This window comes from Streptomyces sp. NPDC047841 (genome assembly GCF_040704085.1).
GTDB lineage: Bacteria > Actinomycetota > Actinomycetes > Streptomycetales > Streptomycetaceae > Streptomyces > Streptomyces argyrophylli.
In genome coordinates this window covers 1-15,604 of sequence record NZ_JBEYRP010000049.1, presented here as the reverse complement: position 1 = coordinate 15,604, position 15,604 = coordinate 1, and the positions used below count along the sequence as shown (strand labels likewise).

Annotated in this window: 14 protein-coding genes; 4 read left to right on the top strand and 10 right to left on the bottom strand. The window is 73.0% G+C overall.

Annotated elements, in window-relative coordinates; all coding sequences use genetic code 11:
• Positions 1 to 61: 61 nt before the first annotated feature.
• The 3 genes from AB0947_RS40380 to AB0947_RS40370 all read right to left on the bottom strand — a co-directional run bounded on the left by AB0947_RS40380 (position 62) and on the right by AB0947_RS40370 (position 5,325).
• Positions 62 to 550 carry an SRPBCC family protein gene (locus AB0947_RS40380; RefSeq protein ID WP_366755373.1) on the bottom strand — a complete coding sequence of 163 codons (489 nt, stop codon included), beginning with the start codon at positions 548 to 550 and terminating at the stop codon, positions 62 to 64.
• A gap of 160 nt (positions 551 to 710) precedes the next feature.
• Complete coding sequence (locus AB0947_RS40375; RefSeq protein ID WP_366755372.1) at positions 711 to 3,503, bottom strand: AAA family ATPase; 2,793 nt, start codon at positions 3,501 to 3,503, stop codon at positions 711 to 713.
• Positions 3,504 to 3,810: 307 nt separating this feature from the next.
• A complete protein-coding gene (locus AB0947_RS40370) occupies positions 3,811 to 5,325 on the bottom strand; it encodes a GMC family oxidoreductase N-terminal domain-containing protein (RefSeq protein ID WP_366755371.1) in 1,515 nt (504 codons plus the stop codon).
• 174 nt (positions 5,326 to 5,499) lie between these two features.
• Between AB0947_RS40370 and AB0947_RS40365 the strand changes: the two genes are divergently transcribed.
• Positions 5,500 to 6,300: a GNAT family N-acetyltransferase gene (locus AB0947_RS40365; RefSeq protein ID WP_366755370.1), complete on the top strand. Its 801-nt coding sequence runs from the start codon at positions 5,500 to 5,502 to the stop codon at positions 6,298 to 6,300.
• A 259-nt stretch (positions 6,301 to 6,559) separates the two neighbouring features.
• Positions 6,560 to 7,453 carry a Bax inhibitor-1/YccA family protein gene (locus AB0947_RS40360; protein ID WP_366755369.1) on the top strand — a complete coding sequence of 298 codons (894 nt, stop codon included), beginning with the start codon at positions 6,560 to 6,562 and terminating at the stop codon, positions 7,451 to 7,453.
• Here the strand turns inward: AB0947_RS40360 and AB0947_RS40355 are convergent.
• Together AB0947_RS40355 and AB0947_RS40350 are read right to left on the bottom strand one after the other, a co-directional pair.
• A complete protein-coding gene (locus AB0947_RS40355; protein WP_366755367.1) occupies positions 7,447 to 8,160 on the bottom strand; it encodes a hypothetical protein in 714 nt (237 codons plus the stop codon). The two genes, AB0947_RS40360 and AB0947_RS40355, sit on opposite strands and share 7 nt — an antisense overlap.
• Positions 8,157 to 8,747, bottom strand: a complete 591-nt coding sequence (locus AB0947_RS40350; RefSeq protein WP_366755366.1) for a helix-turn-helix domain-containing protein — start codon at positions 8,745 to 8,747, stop codon at positions 8,157 to 8,159. The genes AB0947_RS40355 and AB0947_RS40350 overlap by 4 nt, the downstream gene beginning before the upstream one ends.
• Positions 8,748 to 9,025: 278 nt before the next feature.
• On the opposite strand from AB0947_RS40350, the gene AB0947_RS40345 reads away from it, so the two are divergent.
• Entirely contained in the window at positions 9,026 to 9,424 is a 399-nt protein-coding gene (locus AB0947_RS40345) for a hypothetical protein (RefSeq protein ID WP_366755365.1), read from the top strand.
• A 74-nt stretch (positions 9,425 to 9,498) separates the two neighbouring features.
• Positions 9,499 to 9,978 carry a hypothetical protein gene (locus AB0947_RS40340; RefSeq protein WP_366755364.1) on the top strand — a complete coding sequence of 160 codons (480 nt, stop codon included), beginning with the start codon at positions 9,499 to 9,501 and terminating at the stop codon, positions 9,976 to 9,978.
• 654 nt (positions 9,979 to 10,632) lie between these two features.
• Here AB0947_RS40340 and AB0947_RS40335 read toward each other — a convergent pair.
• From AB0947_RS40335 to AB0947_RS40315, 5 genes are all read right to left on the bottom strand, one after another.
• A complete protein-coding gene (locus AB0947_RS40335) occupies positions 10,633 to 11,514 on the bottom strand; it encodes a helix-turn-helix domain-containing protein (protein ID WP_366755362.1) in 882 nt (293 codons plus the stop codon).
• A 135-nt stretch (positions 11,515 to 11,649) separates the two neighbouring features.
• Positions 11,650 to 12,510 carry an alpha/beta hydrolase gene (locus tag AB0947_RS40330; RefSeq protein ID WP_366755361.1) on the bottom strand — a complete coding sequence of 287 codons (861 nt, stop codon included), beginning with the start codon at positions 12,508 to 12,510 and terminating at the stop codon, positions 11,650 to 11,652.
• 329 nt (positions 12,511 to 12,839) lie between these two features.
• A complete protein-coding gene (locus AB0947_RS40325; protein WP_366755360.1) occupies positions 12,840 to 13,598 on the bottom strand; it encodes a creatininase family protein in 759 nt (252 codons plus the stop codon).
• 66 nt (positions 13,599 to 13,664) lie between these two features.
• Positions 13,665 to 14,729 carry an alpha/beta hydrolase gene (locus tag AB0947_RS40320; RefSeq protein WP_366755359.1) on the bottom strand — a complete coding sequence of 355 codons (1,065 nt, stop codon included), beginning with the start codon at positions 14,727 to 14,729 and terminating at the stop codon, positions 13,665 to 13,667.
• Positions 14,730 to 15,178: 449 nt separating this feature from the next.
• Positions 15,179 to 15,604, bottom strand: a 426-nt coding sequence (locus AB0947_RS40315) for a LuxR C-terminal-related transcriptional regulator (protein WP_366755357.1), incomplete at its 5' end; no start/stop codon positions are given.

Below are 15,604 nucleotides of genomic sequence, written 5' to 3'. Positions count from 1 at the left end.
GCCCGCACCGGGTGCCGGCCGTCGGCGTGTCCGGACGCCCACGGCCGCCGGCCGGTGCCCGCTACGCGTCACGCTCGTCCGGTGCGCTCTCCGAGAGCCGCTTCAGCTGCGCGATCCACAGGGTGTTCAGGCGCCGTGCCCACACGGGGGACAGCGCGGCGAGGGACTTGGCCACGGGACCGCGGACGACGTTCTCCGTCACGACATGGGTGCCGCCCGCCACGGCGGTGAACAGCCACGCCTGGTACAGCTGCACGCCCGCGCCGACGCCCGACCAGCCGAGCCGGCGGTGCGGTTCGTGTTCTCCCACGAAGATTTCGAAACGCTGCTCGTGGAAGACCACCTCGAAGGTCCGGGGAAGCGTCCCGGTCCGCGCCCCGGTGATGCCCGGGACCCAGTCCGGCCACCGCGTCACCTCGGCGAGCAGGGCGAAGGCCGTGGCGGGCGGGGCGTGCACCACGGCCTGCGCCTGGCAGAAACCGTGGGCCTGGTCGGGCGAGAAGCCCGACGGCCAGTGGATGTCCGGATGACCATCCGGGGCATCGAGCATCCGGTTCCCCTCTCGCGCGGCCCGGCGGCTCAGGTACGGCCGCCGTGGGAGGACGGTCCGAGCAGGCCGTTCCCGCCTCCACTCTGCGTGACCGCGCGCGGAGCGGCATACGTCAAATGACTGAGCGGACGCCTCGTCACCCGCCTTGTCCGGCGGGCGCTCAGTCGTCCTGTTCGAGGTCGAGGCCGGACAGCGCGTCTCTCAGCGCGGCCCGCGAGGTGATGCCCAGCTTGGGATAGATCTGGTAGAGGTGCGTGCCGATCGTGCGGTGGGACAGGAACAGCCGCTCCGCGATCTGCTTGTTGGTCAGTCCCGTCGCCGCGAGCGTGGCGATCTGCAGTTCCTGCGCGGTCAGCGCCACGGGGCCCGGCCTGGTGGCGGCCGGCGCGGACAGCCCGCTCGCGCGCAGCTCGGCCGCCGTGCGGGCCGCCCAGGGCTTGGCTCCCAGCCGCTGGAACACCTCCAGCGCCTGGGTCAGCTGTTCCCTGGCCTCCGCGGTGGCACGCAGGCGCCGGAGGCGTTCACCGTGGAAGAGGCGCACCCGTGCCGCGTCGAAGGGCCAGCGCTCCGGCCCCGGCAGGGACAGGGCGCGTTCGAAGAGGGCGACGGACTCCTCGCCGGTGGCGGTCAGCGCCTCGCAGGCCAGGACGAGCAGCTCCAGCCGGGGCGACAGCCCGGCCATCGCCGAGGCGCGCATCGCCGCCGCGTGGGCCGCGGCCTCCTCCTCCCGGCCGGTCCGGATGGCGGCCTCGACCAGGTCCATCGTGCCCCACATGGCGATCGGCACGTAGGGGGCCACGGTCCCGGGCGTGCTGAGCGTGCAGGCGTGCTGATAGGCGGTCTCGAAGTCGCCGCTGCCCAGGGCGGCCAGCGCCCTGGCGTGGCAGGCGAAGAACCGGGCGCCGTGGGCCCCGCGGGGCGTCGCCCACCGGACGATGTCCTCGGTCAGTGCCGCGGCGGTCTCCGCGTCGCCCTGCGCCGCGGCCACGACGGCCTGGATGTAGTCGAAGTACCACGCGAAGAAGCGGTAGTCGTGGTTGGTGCACAGCGTGTGCCCCTCGGCGGCCAGTTGCGCGGCGTCGTCCCAGCGGCCCAGGTGGTAGTAGTCCAGGCCCAGGTGCATCAGCGCGCCCAGGTGCCGGCGGACGGGCGCGGTGCCGGCGCGGCCCTGCTCGATCAGCCGGCGCGTGGCCCACCGGAAGTCGCCGAGCCGGTCGGGGAAGACCGAGGCGGTGCCGACGCGCACCACGCGGGTGGGATCGTCCCCTACGGTGGCGATCAGCTCCGCCAGGCGGGGCAGGGCCGGGGCACCGGTGCGTGCCGGGTCGGCGAAGGTCTGGGAGATGACCGAGAGCAGCTCCGGCGGCCCGGGGACCAGCCGGTCCATGAAGACGAACAGCGGCTCCCACAGCTCGGCGGCACCGGCGTACCAGCACAGCAGCACCAGCAGGTGCAGGGCCTCGATCAGGGCGTCGTCACCGGCGTCCCAGCCGTGGTCCCCGGACTCGATCGCCCCGACCAGCAGCCGGTACGCGGTGTCGATGTCGCCGTCCCTGTTGATCAGCAGGAACGCGGACGCGGCCGCCGCGTGCAGCGACTGCTGTCCGGTGCCGGGATGGACGAGCCGGGCCCCGGCGAGCAGTCGCGAGGCGTCTTCCAGTTCACCGCTGGAGTCCACGCCGACGTAGGCCGCCTCGGCCAGCCGGCGGCTCTCGTCGGCCGCCGTGGGGCTCAGCCCGGCGGCCCGGGTCAGCGCCGTCACCGCGCCGAGGGCGTCCCCGCGCCGCAGCCGGCGGCGCGCGGCCTCCTCCAGCAGGGCCGCGACGGTCTCGTCCGGGCCCACGGCCGCCTCGCCCAGGTGCCAGGCGCGGCGCTCCAGCTGTTCGCCGAGCACGCCGGCGAGCGCCTGGTGGGCCCGCCTGCGTTCCGAGGCGGTCGCCAGCTCCACCACCGCGGAGCCGATCAGCGGGTGCCGGAAGGACAGCCGCCGGTTGTCCGCCGAGATCGTCACCAGCCGGTCGCGTTCGGCAGGGGCCAGGTCGTCGACGCCGGCCCGGCCGGCCGCGGCGGCCTCGATCGCGGTCAGGTCGCCGGTGCCGTCGAGGGCCGCGATCAGCAGCAGCTCACGGCTGCGGCCGGGCAGCGCGGCCACGCGCGAGGCGAACATGGTCTGCAGGCGCTCGGTCAGGGGCAGCACGGTGGGCACCGCCGCCAGGGTCGCCCGCTGCTCGGTGGAGAGCGCCACCGGCAGCTCCACCAGCGCCAGCGGGTTGCCGCGTGCCTCGGCGGCGATGCGGCGCCGTACCGCGGGGGAGATGTCGGGATGGGCGAGCGCGAGCAGCTCGGCCGACGACGCGTCGTCCAGCGGCCTGAGCCGGTGCTCGGTCAGGCCGCTCGACTCGAAGAAGCTGTCGGAGCCCTCACGGGAGGCCGCGAGGAAGCCGATCCGGCTGCCGACGAGCCGGCGGGCCACGAAACCGAGGACGGCGGTGGTCGCCCGGTCCAGCCACGGCAGGTCGTCCACGACGACCAGCAGCGGCGTCTCGGCGGAGATCAGCCGCAACAGCAGCAGCACCGCGGTCGAGGTCAGGAGGCGGTCGGGAGGCGGTCCGCTGCCGATGCCGACGGCGACCCGCAGGGCGTCGCGGTGCGGGTTGTCCAGGACGTCCAGGTAGTCGAAGAGGGGCACGAGGAGCTGGTTGAGGCCCGCGTAACTGATGTCCGCCTCGAACTGCACGCCGGCCGCGCGCAGCACCCGGACGCCGTTGTGCACGGCGCCCGTGGCCACCGCGTCGAGCACGGCGCTCTTGCCCACCCCGGCCTCGCCCGACAGCAGCATTGCCGCTCCCTGGACCTCGGAGCCGGCGAAGAAGGACTGGATGAACGAGAGGTCCGCTTCGCGTCCGACGAGCCGTGTCGAGGCCGGGCAGACGGTCGGATCCAGGTCATTCATCGGGCTGCCTCCAACGGCCGTTGTACGGAGGCCCGGTGTTCCGTGCCGACCTGGCTGTGCCTGCGCCCGGCTCCGTGCGGCCCATGCAATCACTGGAGTCTAAAGGACGTCCATAATCGGCCAATCCTTTTGGGCTGCCGTTCGCCGCCCCGTCTCGCGGCCGGGGCGGGGCCGGTCCCGCGCGGAGCAGTACTTATTACGGCGTAATAGCCGGGGCCGGGGAGACGCCGGTGCGGGCACGGGGTGACGTGCCGTGGCCGGAACCGGTGCGGGTCGTCCCGTGCGCGCCGTGCGTCGCGCCACGGGGTCAGGAACGGCGCAGCAGATCGGCGGCGCGCTCGGCGATCGCGTACACGGTGGCGTTGGTGTTGTTGGAGGGGATGGCGGGGATGACGGAGGCGTCGGCGACCCGCAGGCCGTCCAGCCCGCGCACGCGCAGCGCGGAGTCGACGACACAGGCGTCGTCCTCGCCCATCATGCAGGTGCCCACGGGGTGGCAGTACGAGCTGAAGTACCGGCGGGCGTGGTCGGCGATGGACTCCTCGTCCACCGCGGCCAGCCCGGGACTGACCTCCTCGATCCCCCACGCGGCGAGCGCGGAGGACCAGGCGATCCGGCGGGCCGTCCTGATGCCCGACAGCACCGCCCGGACGTCCTCCTCCTCGGTGAAGTAGCGGGGGTCGATCGCCGGCGGCGCGTAGGGGTCGGCCGAGGTGATCCGCACGGTGCCGCGACTCGCCGGCCGCATCGGCGAGATGCCGATGGTGAAGCCGTTGTCCACCGGGGCGACCGGATTGGGCACCGGGATGTCGATGAAGATGATCTGCACGTCAGGGCCCGCGGCGTCGGGCGTGCTGCGCAGCAGCCCCAGGATCTCGCCGTGGTTGTTGCGGGCCGGGGGCACCGGCCGCTGGGCCCGGTAGACGAGGTTGGCCCGCGGGTGGTCGTGCAGGTTGTGCCCCACGCCGGGCAGCGCGTGGAAGACCTCGACCCCGGCCTGCCTCAGCTCGTTCTCGGCGCCGATGCCGGAGCGCTGGAGGATCAGGGCCGACCCGATGGTCCCCGCCGTCAGCACCACCTCTCCGGCCGCCCGCACGGTGTGGGTGCGTCCGTGGGCGCCGTACTCCACGCCGACGCAGCGCTGTCCCTCGAAGATCAGCCGGTGTGCCGCCGCGTCCGTGATCACATGGAGGTTGGGGCGGTTCAGCGCCGGGGTGAGGTAGGCGTCGGCGGCGCTCTGCCGGCGCCCGCCGACGATGTTGAGGTCGACCGGGGCGAAGCCCTCCTCCAGGCCGCCGCTGATGTCGTGGGCGCGGCGGTGTCCGGTCTCGAGGGCGCCCTCGAGGCAGGCGAGCAGGATCTCGTTGGGCTGCTGGGCCGGAGCCACGGTGAGCGGGCCGGAGGTGCCGCGCCCGGGGGCCCCGCCGAGGGCGGTCTCGCTGCGCTGGAAGTAGGGGAGCAGGTCGTCGAAGGTCCAGCCCTTGGCGCCGTGCTCGCTCCAGCTGTCGTAGCCGGTGCGGTGGCCGCGGGCGAAGACCATGGCGTTGATGGCGGAGGAACCGCCCAGGCCCCGGCCTCGCGGCAGCGGCACGGGGGCGCCGGAGACCCGCTGGACCACGGTCGTGTCGCCCCAGCCGGCTTCCGAGGCGGCGAGCGAGGGCCAGGCCGGCGGGTGGGCCACCGCGTCCGGAAGGTCGGCGGGGCCGGCCTCCAGCAGCAGCACGTGGAGGTCCGGGTCCTGGGTCAGACGTGCGGCGAGCACGCAGCCGGCCGTTCCGCCGCCGACGATGACGACGTCATAGGCGGGTTCATGTGAAGACATGGTGGGTCCGTTCTGGCTGAATCAGTGATCCGCAATCAACGGTATCATCGGTACATATCAGTGCTCCGTAAACACGTGTACCGGGTGGACGCACGTTCCGGAAGGCGGCACACGTATTCCGTTGCCGAGGGCGGGGTAGGACGTACGCACACAACAGAAGGTGAGGGAGTTGCGGTGACGGATCTCGCGGCTGCGGTCGAATCGGTGGAACAGCTCTCCACGGTCTGGCGCGCCATGGTGCTCGACCGGGACGCGGAGGCGGACGTACGGGACCTGCCGGGTCTCGCCGTCCGCTGGGCCGACTGCCGGTTCGCCTTCTGGAACGCGGTCACCCTGAACGAGGCCGGGGCGGACGCGGAACTGCTGGACCTGCGCCTGGGCCAGGCCGCGGACATCATGCGGTCCAAGGAGCGGCCCGGCTTCCTGTGGCTCTTCGAGGACCTGCTCGCGGACGACGCCCGCGCGGCGCTGGAGGAGGCGGCGGGACGCGCCGGCCTGGTCCATGCCTTCCCCGGCACCGGCATGGCCGGCGACCTGCTGCCCATCCCCGAGCCCCACCACCCGGACCTCACCTTCCAGCGGGTGACCACCGACGCCGAGCTGCGCGCCTACGCGGACATCAACTCGCGCGCCTACGGCTTCGACCTGGAGGACGGCCGGGACGGGCTGGCCGGCTCCACGCTGTGGAAGCGGGAGGTGTACGCCTACCTGGCACTGCGGGACGGCGTCCCGGTCGCGTGCGCCGCGACCGTCGAGGCGCGGGGCCGCCTGTTCGTGGTGCTGGTCGCCACCGAACCGGACCAGCAACGCCGGGGGTACGGGGAGGCGGTGACCCGCAAGGCGCTGTACGAGGGTGCCCGCGCCACCGGGCTCACCCGGGCCACCCTGCACGCGACCGTCGCCGGGGCGCCCGTGTACCCGAGGATCGGTTTCGAGCCGAACTCGCCGATGCGCTTCTACGCGCTGGCGGACTGAGCCGGCAGCACGTGTGGCGCACACCGGCGGCGCCGCGACCGGCGGACCGGCGGCACACCCCTGCCCTTCCGGACGAGGCCGCCGTGACTGCCCGTCGCGGGCGCGGCAACCGCTCCCGCGCACCGTCAAGTGACTGATGCGCGCGGTTTGTCCCCTGCGGCAGGCTGAGGCAGGGCCGGCGCTCCGGCGAGCCCGTCGGCTCCGGGACCGCCCACGACTGCCGGGAGCGGCACGTCCGACACGGAGAAGAGGACCTGGCGTGACACCGATCGAGCAGCACCCCTCGCTGACGAGCAGCAATCCGATACTCTCCCGGCCGCAGTTCGAACGGCGGGGCGGACAGAAGACGGCGGCCAGGGACCCGCGGGCGGGGATCGCCGTCGCACGGGACCGGATCAGGGTGGGCAGCGACTGGGAGCAGGCGCACGCCGAGGAGGCCGCCCCGCTGCCCGTCCACGTCGGCGACCTCATGAGCATGGACGGCGTCCTGCCCCGCGCGGCCGCCGGTCTCGCGGTCACGGCCCTCACGGCCGTGCTGTCGTGGACCCTGCTGCCGCTCGCCGCGCTCGGTACGGCCGCGTCGTACGGCGTCGCCGCCGGTGCCGGGCTGCTCGCGGCGGCGCTGGTGGTGGTCCAGCGCCGCGGTAATCCGCCGTCCGCGCCCCTGGCCCTGACGTTCGCGGCGTTCCAGGGCGTGTTCCTCGGCGTGCTGTCGACGACGGCCTCCCGCCACCTGTCACCGGGTCTCTTCGTGCAGACCGTGCTCGGGACGATGGCGGCCTCCGCCGCGCTCCTCCTCGCCCGCGCACTGCACTGGATGCGGGCGAACCGCCGGTTCTACGGCTTGGCGGGCGCCGCGCTGCTCGGAGTGGGCCTCCTCGCCCTGGCGGACTGGTTCCTCCACCCCCTCATGGGCGCGGACGGCCTGGGCCTGCGTCCCCTCGGCCTCGGCGCCGTCATGGGGGTGCTGGGCGTCACCCTCGGGGTGTCCTTCCTGCCCCTGCACGTGCGGCAGGTGGAGAACGGCATCACGTACGGCGCGTCCCGTGACCAGTCCTGGCCGGCCGCGTTCGGGCTCACGCTCACCCTGGTGTGGCTGTACGTGGAGACCGCGCGGCTGCTCACCCTCTTCCCGGGCGACGAACTCTACTGAGCCTTGATCAGCACCGTGGCCAGCAGTCCGGCGGTGTACGCGACGCAGTAGTAGCGCAGGACCGGCTGCCGGGGCGAGAGCCGGAGCAGCACCAGCGCGAACACCGCCGTCAGGCCGACCACGAACGGATCGAACCCGGCGTTCTCGAAGGCCAGGTTGGCGGTGATGCCCGCGGCGATGAACAGGGCGTTCACGCTGATCAGGACGTTGTCCCAGGCACGCGGCGCACGGTCGGTCGGGAAGAGGAACTGGGCCAGCATGACCGTGGTGTTCAGCACCGTGAACCCGGCGAGGAAGACGGCGTCGGAGAACACGTCGTCGTTGAAGGCGACGACACGGCAGATCGAGGGCAGGCTCTCGGCGCAGAACCGTCCGTGCAGGTAGTTGGTGACCTCGTGGTCGCCGAGGCTCAGGGCGTACAGGTACGCGCCGGCCGTGAACAGGGCACCGAGCGCGAGCAGGCCGCCGCGCCGCCGCGGCCGGCCGTCCCGCACCAGGTGGGCGGTGACCAGGTAGTACAGCAGGACGGTGCACAGGCCGAGGGCCATGTTGTCGATCTCGACCCAGCGCAGGAACCGGTTGTCCGCGACGAACGCGAGGGTGCCGCCGGCCTTCCTGTTGACGGAGATGAGCACGACCACCAGCGAGTCGAGGGTGAGCAGCAGATGCAGCCTGCCGTGCGCGAGGCGGGACCCGGGGAGGTTCACGTCCTGCGCCGGGTCTCGCCGGGACCCTCGGCGTCCTGCGCGGCGGACGCGGGGCACATCCCGCGGATGAGCACGTCGAACAGCCGCGCGGCGCGGGTGCGCTCCTCGTCCTGGGGGCCGACGTGCCACAGGGGGCCGAGCAGCACGAGCACGTCGTCGGCCGTCGTTCCGGGAAGGATGGTGCCGGCGGCCTCGTTGGCGCGCACCAGCGACGTCAGGGCGTCCAGCAGCGGCCGGTACGGCTCACGGCACTGCTCGGTCATGGCGGCGGTGGCCCCCCGCATCGCCTCCGCGAACTCGGGTGTGCTCCGCCCGAGGTCCAGCAGGCGCTCCAGCCACACCCGCAGCGCGTGCGGCGGGGTCAGGGTCGTCAGCAGCGCGGGCACCGCGGTGACCAGCTCGTCCACCTCCGTCCCGTACACCTGCAGCATCAGCGACTCGCGGGTCGGGAAGTGCCGGTAGAGCGTCCCCTGGCCCACGCCCGCCCTGCGCGCGATGGACTTCAAGGAGGTGTCGCCGGGGCAGGCGAGTGCCTCCGTCGCCGCCTCCAGGATGCGCAGCCGATTGGAGCGTGCGTCCGATCTCATCGATGCTCCGGTCTCTTTCCGTGGTGATGCCGTCGGGCGGCTCGGGCGGCGCCCGGCAGGGTGGTGACATGCCGCACACATGGCTGTGGTATCCCGGCACTCCGAGTCGTGACACCCGCACTCGTCGAGCCGGTGCAGCGAACACCTGCGAGACACATATCCTGAGGGAAATCTACACTCCGCCGCCGTTCCGCGGGCGGTCCGCCCGCGCGGGCACGTCGTCCGGCGAGCGGGACGGACACACACCACCGGCACCGAGCAGAAGGCCCTCGATACCCATGTCCCATGACGCAGTCGCTCCTGCCGCCGTCCCGCGGCCGCACACGTCGGCGGTGGAACGGCTCGGCGAGCTGACCGCCGCCCTCGCCGAGGACCTCGACGGGGGCGGGTGGGCCCCAGCGGCGCTGGAACGGACCCTGGCCTCCCGCCTGCTCGTGGCCTGCGCCGGGGACGGACAGTTCACCCCGGCCCGCCTGCGCGAGACCCTCTGGGAGGGCAGCGTCGCCCTGGCGTACGCCGGCGGTGGCCGGCTGGCCGGGCTCCTTGCCCAGCTGTGCGCGGTCACCGCACAGCCGACTCCGGACGCCGAACCCACGCTGTCCGCCGGCGCCCGCCTGCTGGAACGGGTCGCCCACGGCACACCCGCGGGCGACCGGGACCCCGGAGCAGTCAGATGACGGATGTGTCCGAAACCGCGTCTCCGGAAGACTAATGCCATGAATCACACACCGGGCCTGAAGGGGGAGAGAACATGACGAGGTACCACAGGTGCGGCCGGCCCTGCTGCGACCCTTCGCCGGTCAGGCCGTCGTCCTCCGGGCGCCGGCCCAGGAGCGCCCGTGCGGGCCGGCCCGTTCTCACCCTGGTACAGGGCACGGAGACCCGCCGGACCGTCGAACTGTCCACGCTGACGCGCGAGCCCATGCCGGCCGACGTCCGGGGCGCGATCGTCACGTCGGTCGACGGCAGGCTCATGGCCACCTGGATGCCGCTGAGCGCACCGTCCCGCGTCCCGCAGGGGAGGGTCCTGCTCTCCTGGACGCACGCGGGCGAGGACCGGACCGACGTCACCGCGCACCTGGGCCTCGCCGGGGCCCAGGTGCTGCTCGCGGTCTGGCCCGGCCTGCGCGGTGAGTGGTCGGGCGTCGTCCGTCCCACCGTCGCCGAGGTGACGGAACTGCATGCCGCGCTGCGGCTCGCCACGGTGGTCCTGGACCGGCTGGCCGACTGACGGCCGGCCGGCGGGGGCGTCCGGTGAGGCGCCCCACCACGCCGTGGCCCTCCTCGCACTGACGGCGCAGTCTGCTGAGCTGTGCGGTGCCGGTTGCGGACGTCGCGCGTCGGGCGGCCGGTTGTTACGGCGGTGTGTGTGGCTGGAGCCTGTCGATCGGGGTGCCCCGGGTCCGGGCCGCGGTGCTCGCGATGCCGTGCGGGAGCAAGGGGGCGGGTCCGCCGGCCGCGGCGGTGTGTGTGGCCGTGAGCTTGTCGATCGGGGTGCCCCGGGTCCGGGCCGCGGTGCTCGCGATGCCGTGCGGGAGCACGGGGGCGGGTCCGTCGGCCGACGGGGGCGGTTGACGAAGTTCTGTGCGGTGCCGGTTGCGGACGTCGCGCGTCGGGCGGCCGGTTGTTACGGCGGTGTGTGTGGCTGTGAGCCTGTCGATCGGGGTGCCCCGGGTCCGGGCCGCGGTGCTCGCGATGCCGTGCGGGAGCACGGGGGCGGGTCCGTCGGCCCACGGGGCGGTTGACGAAGTTCTGTGCGGTGCCGGTTGCGGACGTCGCGCGTCGGGCGGCCGGTTGTTACGGCGGTGTGTGTGGCTGGAGCCTGTCGATCGGGGTGCCCCGTGCGGGAGCGCCGGAGCGGGTCCGCCGGTCCACGGGCTGGCCGCTACGGAGTTCTGTGCTGCGCCGGGTCCGGGTCCGCGTGCGCTGTGGTCCAGGAGGTGAGGATGCGCAGGGCGTCGTGAGAGGGGGTACCCGGTTCGGCGGTCAGCACGATGAGGCGCTGTCCGGAGCCGTCGGGGCTGGCCCAGGTGTCGCAGTCGAGGGTGAGGTCGCCGACCAGAGGGTGGCGGTAGAGCTTGGTGCCGTAGCTGGCCGTGATGACGCGGTGCTCGGCCCACCAGGTGCGGAAGTCGGTGTCCTCGGCGGACAGGTCACGGACGAGGTGGGCGAGTTCGGGGTCGTCGGGGTCGGCCGCGGCCTCCATGCGCAGGGCGGCCACCGCGTCGCGGGCGTCGTGGTGCCAGTCCCGGTGCAGGGCCCGGACGGCCGGGTGGGTGAACAGCAGCCGGATGTAGTTGCGGCGGGCCGCCGGGAGTGCGGCGAAGTCGGTGTAGAGGGCCGTGGCGGCCGGGTTCCAGGCCAGGACGTCCAGACGTCTGCCGAGGACGAGCGCGGGGGTGTGGGTGAGCTGTTCGAGCAGGCGGCGCATGGGCGGCCGTACGGGCTGGGCGGCCCGGCGCCGGGTCCTCGGCCGGTCGTCGTTGCGGCCGGCGAGTTCGTAGAGGTACGTCTGCTGGTCGTCGTCGAGGCGCAGGGCGCGGGCCAGGGTGGCCAGCACGGGGGCGGAGGCGCGGACGCGGCCCTGTTCGAGGCGGGTGTAGTAGTCCACGCTGATCGCGGCGAGCCGGGCGACCTCCTCGCGACGCAGCCCGGCGACCCGGCGGGCGGAGTCCGTCTCGGGCAGGCCGCACTCCTGCGGCGTCAGCTGCGCCCGACGCGCCCTGAGGAAGTTCCCCAGCCGACGGGAGTCGGGATGTGGGTTCATGTCGTCCATTCTCACGGAGTGGGCCGTTGTCACGGAGCGGGCCGGACACGAGGGCCGTACGGCCGTGCCCGGTACCGCCGTATCAAGCGGTACCGGGCTCGGGGAACCTGTCGGGGCGGTCCGGCGCCGCGGAGGTCAGCGGACGGTGCTGCGGGCGGCCCGCTCGATCACGTCGGCGACGAGGTGCGGGTGGGAGACGGCGACGGAGTGGGAGGCCGCCACCTCGGTGGTGTGGGCGTGGGCGCGCTTGGCCATGAAGCGCTGGACGGCGGCGGGGATGTTGAGGTCCTGGGTGGTGACGATGTCCCAGCTGGGCTTGGTCTTCCAGGCGGCGCTGGTGGCCTTCTCCTCCAGGGCGGCCTGCGCGATGGGGCGCTGTTCGGCGGCCATCAGGGCGGCCTGGCCGGCGGGGACGTCGGCGGCGAACTGGTGGTGGAACTTGTCCTGCTTGATGTACAGGTCGGTGGCGGTGGTGCCGTCGGCCTGCTTGTAGGTGACGGGGTCGAGGGCGTCCGGGAGGGTGGAGCCCGGGTACTTGTTGGTCAGCCCCAGGGCGGTCTCGCCGGGCGCCGGGAGGAAGGCGGCCACGTAGACGAGCGCCTTGACCTGCGGGTCGTTGGTGGCGGCCTCGCTGATGACGCTGCCGCCGTAGGAGTGGCCGACGAGGATCTTGGGGCCCTTGACGTGGTCCAGGAGGGTCCGCAGGGCCGCGGCGTCGGAGGCGGGGCTGCGCAGCGGGTTGGCGGCGGCGACGACGGGGTAGCCGTCGGCGCGCAGGTCCGCGATGACGCCGTTCCAGCTTGAGCCGTCGGCGAAGGCGCCGTGTTCCAGGACGATGGTCGGCTTGACGTGTCTGCCGGCTCCGGCGTCCTCGGCGGTCTTCGTCGCTCCGTTGGCGGTGCCGCTGAGGGCGAACGCGCCGAGCGCGAGACCCGCCGTGAGCGTCGAGACCGCACCCGTCACCACTCGCTTGCGCCCACCCTTGATGCTGACCACGACTGACCCCTTTCAGGTGTTCCGTTGACGGGCGGCCCGGCGTTGCCGGTTTTCGTCACCGCCCTGACTGGTGATGAATCTTTCATGTCGATCGTCACCTGTCAAGCAGGTGACGCATGTTTCGGGAGCCGGCCCGGACCGGTGGCCCCCCGGGCGCGGCGCGTCCGGACAGGGGTGCGGCCGGGCAGGGCGTCGCCCCACCCGGCCGCAGGTCCCGGGGCCGGACGCACACGTCCTGTGTCCCCGGTGCGCGTGTCCATGGCCCGCGTGTCATGGGCCCGCGTGACATCGGTGTGTGTCACCGTCCCGAGCCGTCCGGCAGGCGTGCGTCACCGCGCCCACGGATCGCGCTGGATGATGTCGGCCAGGGCCCTCGCGCAGCCGGAGAGCATCGTCTCCCCCTTCTGCGGGCTCGCCACCCGGGCGTCGCCCGCGACCCCGGACTTCGTGATCCGGTCGAAGGACACGGCCATGTACACCGGCTCGGTGGACTCCGCGGGCAGGGTGATCCGCGGTCCGTGCGCCTCGGCCAGGTGCTCGTGGTGGATCAGCTCGGGGTGGGCGGCCATCATCATGGACGTCTCCCCCTCACAGGCGTGCATGAGCCCGTCCTGCGTCTCCAGGGTGTCCCGCACCACTTCCCGTCCGGCGCCGAAGTAGCTGGCGAACGCGATCGGCGTCGCCAGCTCGGCGGTCAGCTCGGTCGTGAGGGCGTTGAGCGCGGTCATGTTCCCGCCGTGCCCGTTGACGATCAGGATGCGTGAGAAACCCGCCCGGGTCACGGAGCGGCAGATGTCACGCAGCAGCGCGTGCAGGGTGGCCAGGGAGAGGGTGAGGGTGCCGCCGAACGCCATGTGGTGCTCCGACAGCCCCGTCGGGATCGAGGGCGTCACCACGACACCGGTGTGTTCGGAAGCCAGCAGCGCCGCCCTCCGGCACACCTCGGCGGCCAGGAAGTCGTCCACGCCGGTGGGAAGATGAGGGCCGTGCTGCTCCGTGGCCCCCACGGGCAGCAGCACGACCGCGTCCTGGGCCGCGAGGGCACGCAGCTGTGCGGCGGTCAGACGGTTCCACTGGACTTCGCTCATCTGTGACTCCTCCTGGGAGTGACCGGTGGGGGGTGCGGGTTACCGGGTCGGTGTCGGGCGAGGCTTTCAGAGGTGGTCGGCGTCGACGACTGCCTGGGCGAAGGTGGTGGGCGCCTCCTGCGGCAGGTTGTGGCCGACGTTCGCGATGGTGCGGTGCTCGTACTCGCCCGTGAAGTGGCTGCGGTACGCGGTGCCGTCGCCGGGCGGGGTGAAGGGGTCGAGGGCCGGGTCCAGAGTGATGGTGGGAACGTGGATGGGGGGCTGGGCGGCGAGCAGCTTCTCGTAGCGGGCGTAGCGGGGTTCGCCCTCGATGAGCCCGATGCGCCAGCGGTAGTTGTAGAGCACGATGGCGGCGTAGTCGGGGTTGTGGAACGCCTGGGCGGTGCGGTCGAAGGTGGCGTCGGAGAAGTTCCAGTTGGGGGAGACGAGGGTCCACACGTAGCGGCACAGCGCGATGCGGTCGTCGAGGTTCTCCAGGGCCTTCTTGCCGCGGGGGGTGGCGAAGTACCACTGGTACCACCAGAGGTGCTCGACGGCCGGGGCGGCGGGCGTCAGCTGCGTCTTGACGTTGGTGATGACGTAGCCGCTGGTGGACACCAGGGCCTTGACGCGCTCGGGCCACAGGGCGGCGATGATGTCGGCGGTGCGCGAGCCCCAGTCGAAGCCGGCGAAGACCGCCCGGTGGATCTTGAGCGCGTCCATCAGGGCGATGATGTCCAAGGCGATGGCGGACTGCTCGGCGTTGCGCGGGGTGCGGCTGGACAGGAAGCGGGTGCTGCCGTGGCCCCGCAGGTAGGGGACGATGACGCGGTAGCCCAGGTCGGCGAGGAGCGGGGCGACGTCGACGTAGCTGTGGATGTCGTAGGGCCAGCCGTGCAGGAGGATGACCACCGGGCCGTGGGCGGGGCCGGCCTCGGCGTAGCCGATGTCGAGGACGCCCGCCTTGACCTGCTTCAGCGTGGGGAACGTGGTGTGCGTGCCGGGGGTGATGGTGGGCACGGTGGGCACGGGGCTGCCGCTCGACCGGTGCGGGGTGGCGGCGGACGCCTGGCTCTGCAGGCCGGACAGGGAGACGGCGGCCGCGCCGGTGCCCAGGCCGACGGCCTTGCTGAAAGTACGCCTGTTGATCATCTGAGACCCTCCGTCGTGCGTGTTCGATGACCCGTCCGGGCCCGGGGAACCTTCGCTCACATCGGCGGTACGGGATCACTGCGACTGCTGGCGCGATGACCCTCGCACACGGCCCGTCACCTGTCAAACAGGTGACGGAGTGGCGTTCCCGGTGGGCTGGAGAGGGGGACCGTCTCCTTTCCGTGCCGGACCGGCGGCACATACTCTGGTCTGTCGCGAATCAGGACACATCAGTCACATGACGGTGCGATGCGGTGACGGGGCCGGGTGTCCGGCCCGCCTCCCGCGACGCCCCGGCGCCCCGCGACGACGGCGCAGGTGGCGGCGCAGGTGGCGGGCCCGGGCCGCCCCGTACGCCGCTCACCTCGTCCGCGGCCCGGAATCCGGGGCCTAAGTCATTCGACTGAGAGGACTCCCGGGACCGTCGCCGGGTCACACGTTTGCTCATCTCAGGTTTCCTCCTCCAGCTTGGCCAGGGCGTCGCGCAGGGCGGCGCGGGAGGTGATGCCGAGTTTGGGGAAGACGCGGTAGAGGTGGGAGCTGATCGTGCGCGGTGACAGGTGCATCCGCTGGCCGATCTCCTTGTTGGTGAGGCCGCCGGCGGCGAGGTCGGCGATCCGGCGTTCCTGCCACGTCAGCTCGGCGAGCTGCGCGGGAGTCACGCGGGTGGCCAGTCCCGACGCCCTGAGTTCCGCCCGTGCCCGTTCGGTCCAGGCGGCAGCGCCGAGCCGTTCGAACGTCTCCGCGGCCTGGACGAGGAGCGGGCGGGCGTCCCTGGAGCCCTGGGTGTGGCGGAGGTGGATGCCGTGGGCGAGGCGGATGCGGGCGAGTTCGAAGGGGAAGGTGGGGGCGGCGGGGTGGGTTTCGGCGTGGTG

Bases quoted from the DNA above. Each gene is read 5' to 3' on its own strand.
- AB0947_RS40340 (WP_366755364.1), top strand. From the start codon at position 9,499: ATGACGAGGTACCACAGGTGCGGCCGGCCCTGCTGCGACCCTTCGCCG.
- AB0947_RS40320 (WP_366755359.1), bottom strand. From the start codon at position 14,729: ATGATCAACAGGCGTACTTTCAGCAAGGCCGTCGGCCTGGGCACCGGC.
- AB0947_RS40350 (WP_366755366.1), bottom strand. From the start codon at position 8,747: ATGAGATCGGACGCACGCTCCAATCGGCTGCGCATCCTGGAGGCGGCG.
- AB0947_RS40370 (WP_366755371.1), bottom strand. From the start codon at position 5,325: ATGTCTTCACATGAACCCGCCTATGACGTCGTCATCGTCGGCGGCGGA.
- AB0947_RS40335 (WP_366755362.1), bottom strand. From the start codon at position 11,514: ATGAACCCACATCCCGACTCCCGTCGGCTGGGGAACTTCCTCAGGGCG.
- AB0947_RS40325 (WP_366755360.1), bottom strand. From the start codon at position 13,598: ATGAGCGAAGTCCAGTGGAACCGTCTGACCGCCGCACAGCTGCGTGCC.
- AB0947_RS40375 (WP_366755372.1), bottom strand. From the start codon at position 3,503: ATGAATGACCTGGATCCGACCGTCTGCCCGGCCTCGACACGGCTCGTC.
- AB0947_RS40345 (WP_366755365.1), top strand. From the start codon at position 9,026: ATGTCCCATGACGCAGTCGCTCCTGCCGCCGTCCCGCGGCCGCACACG.
- AB0947_RS40380 (WP_366755373.1), bottom strand. From the start codon at position 550: ATGCTCGATGCCCCGGATGGTCATCCGGACATCCACTGGCCGTCGGGC.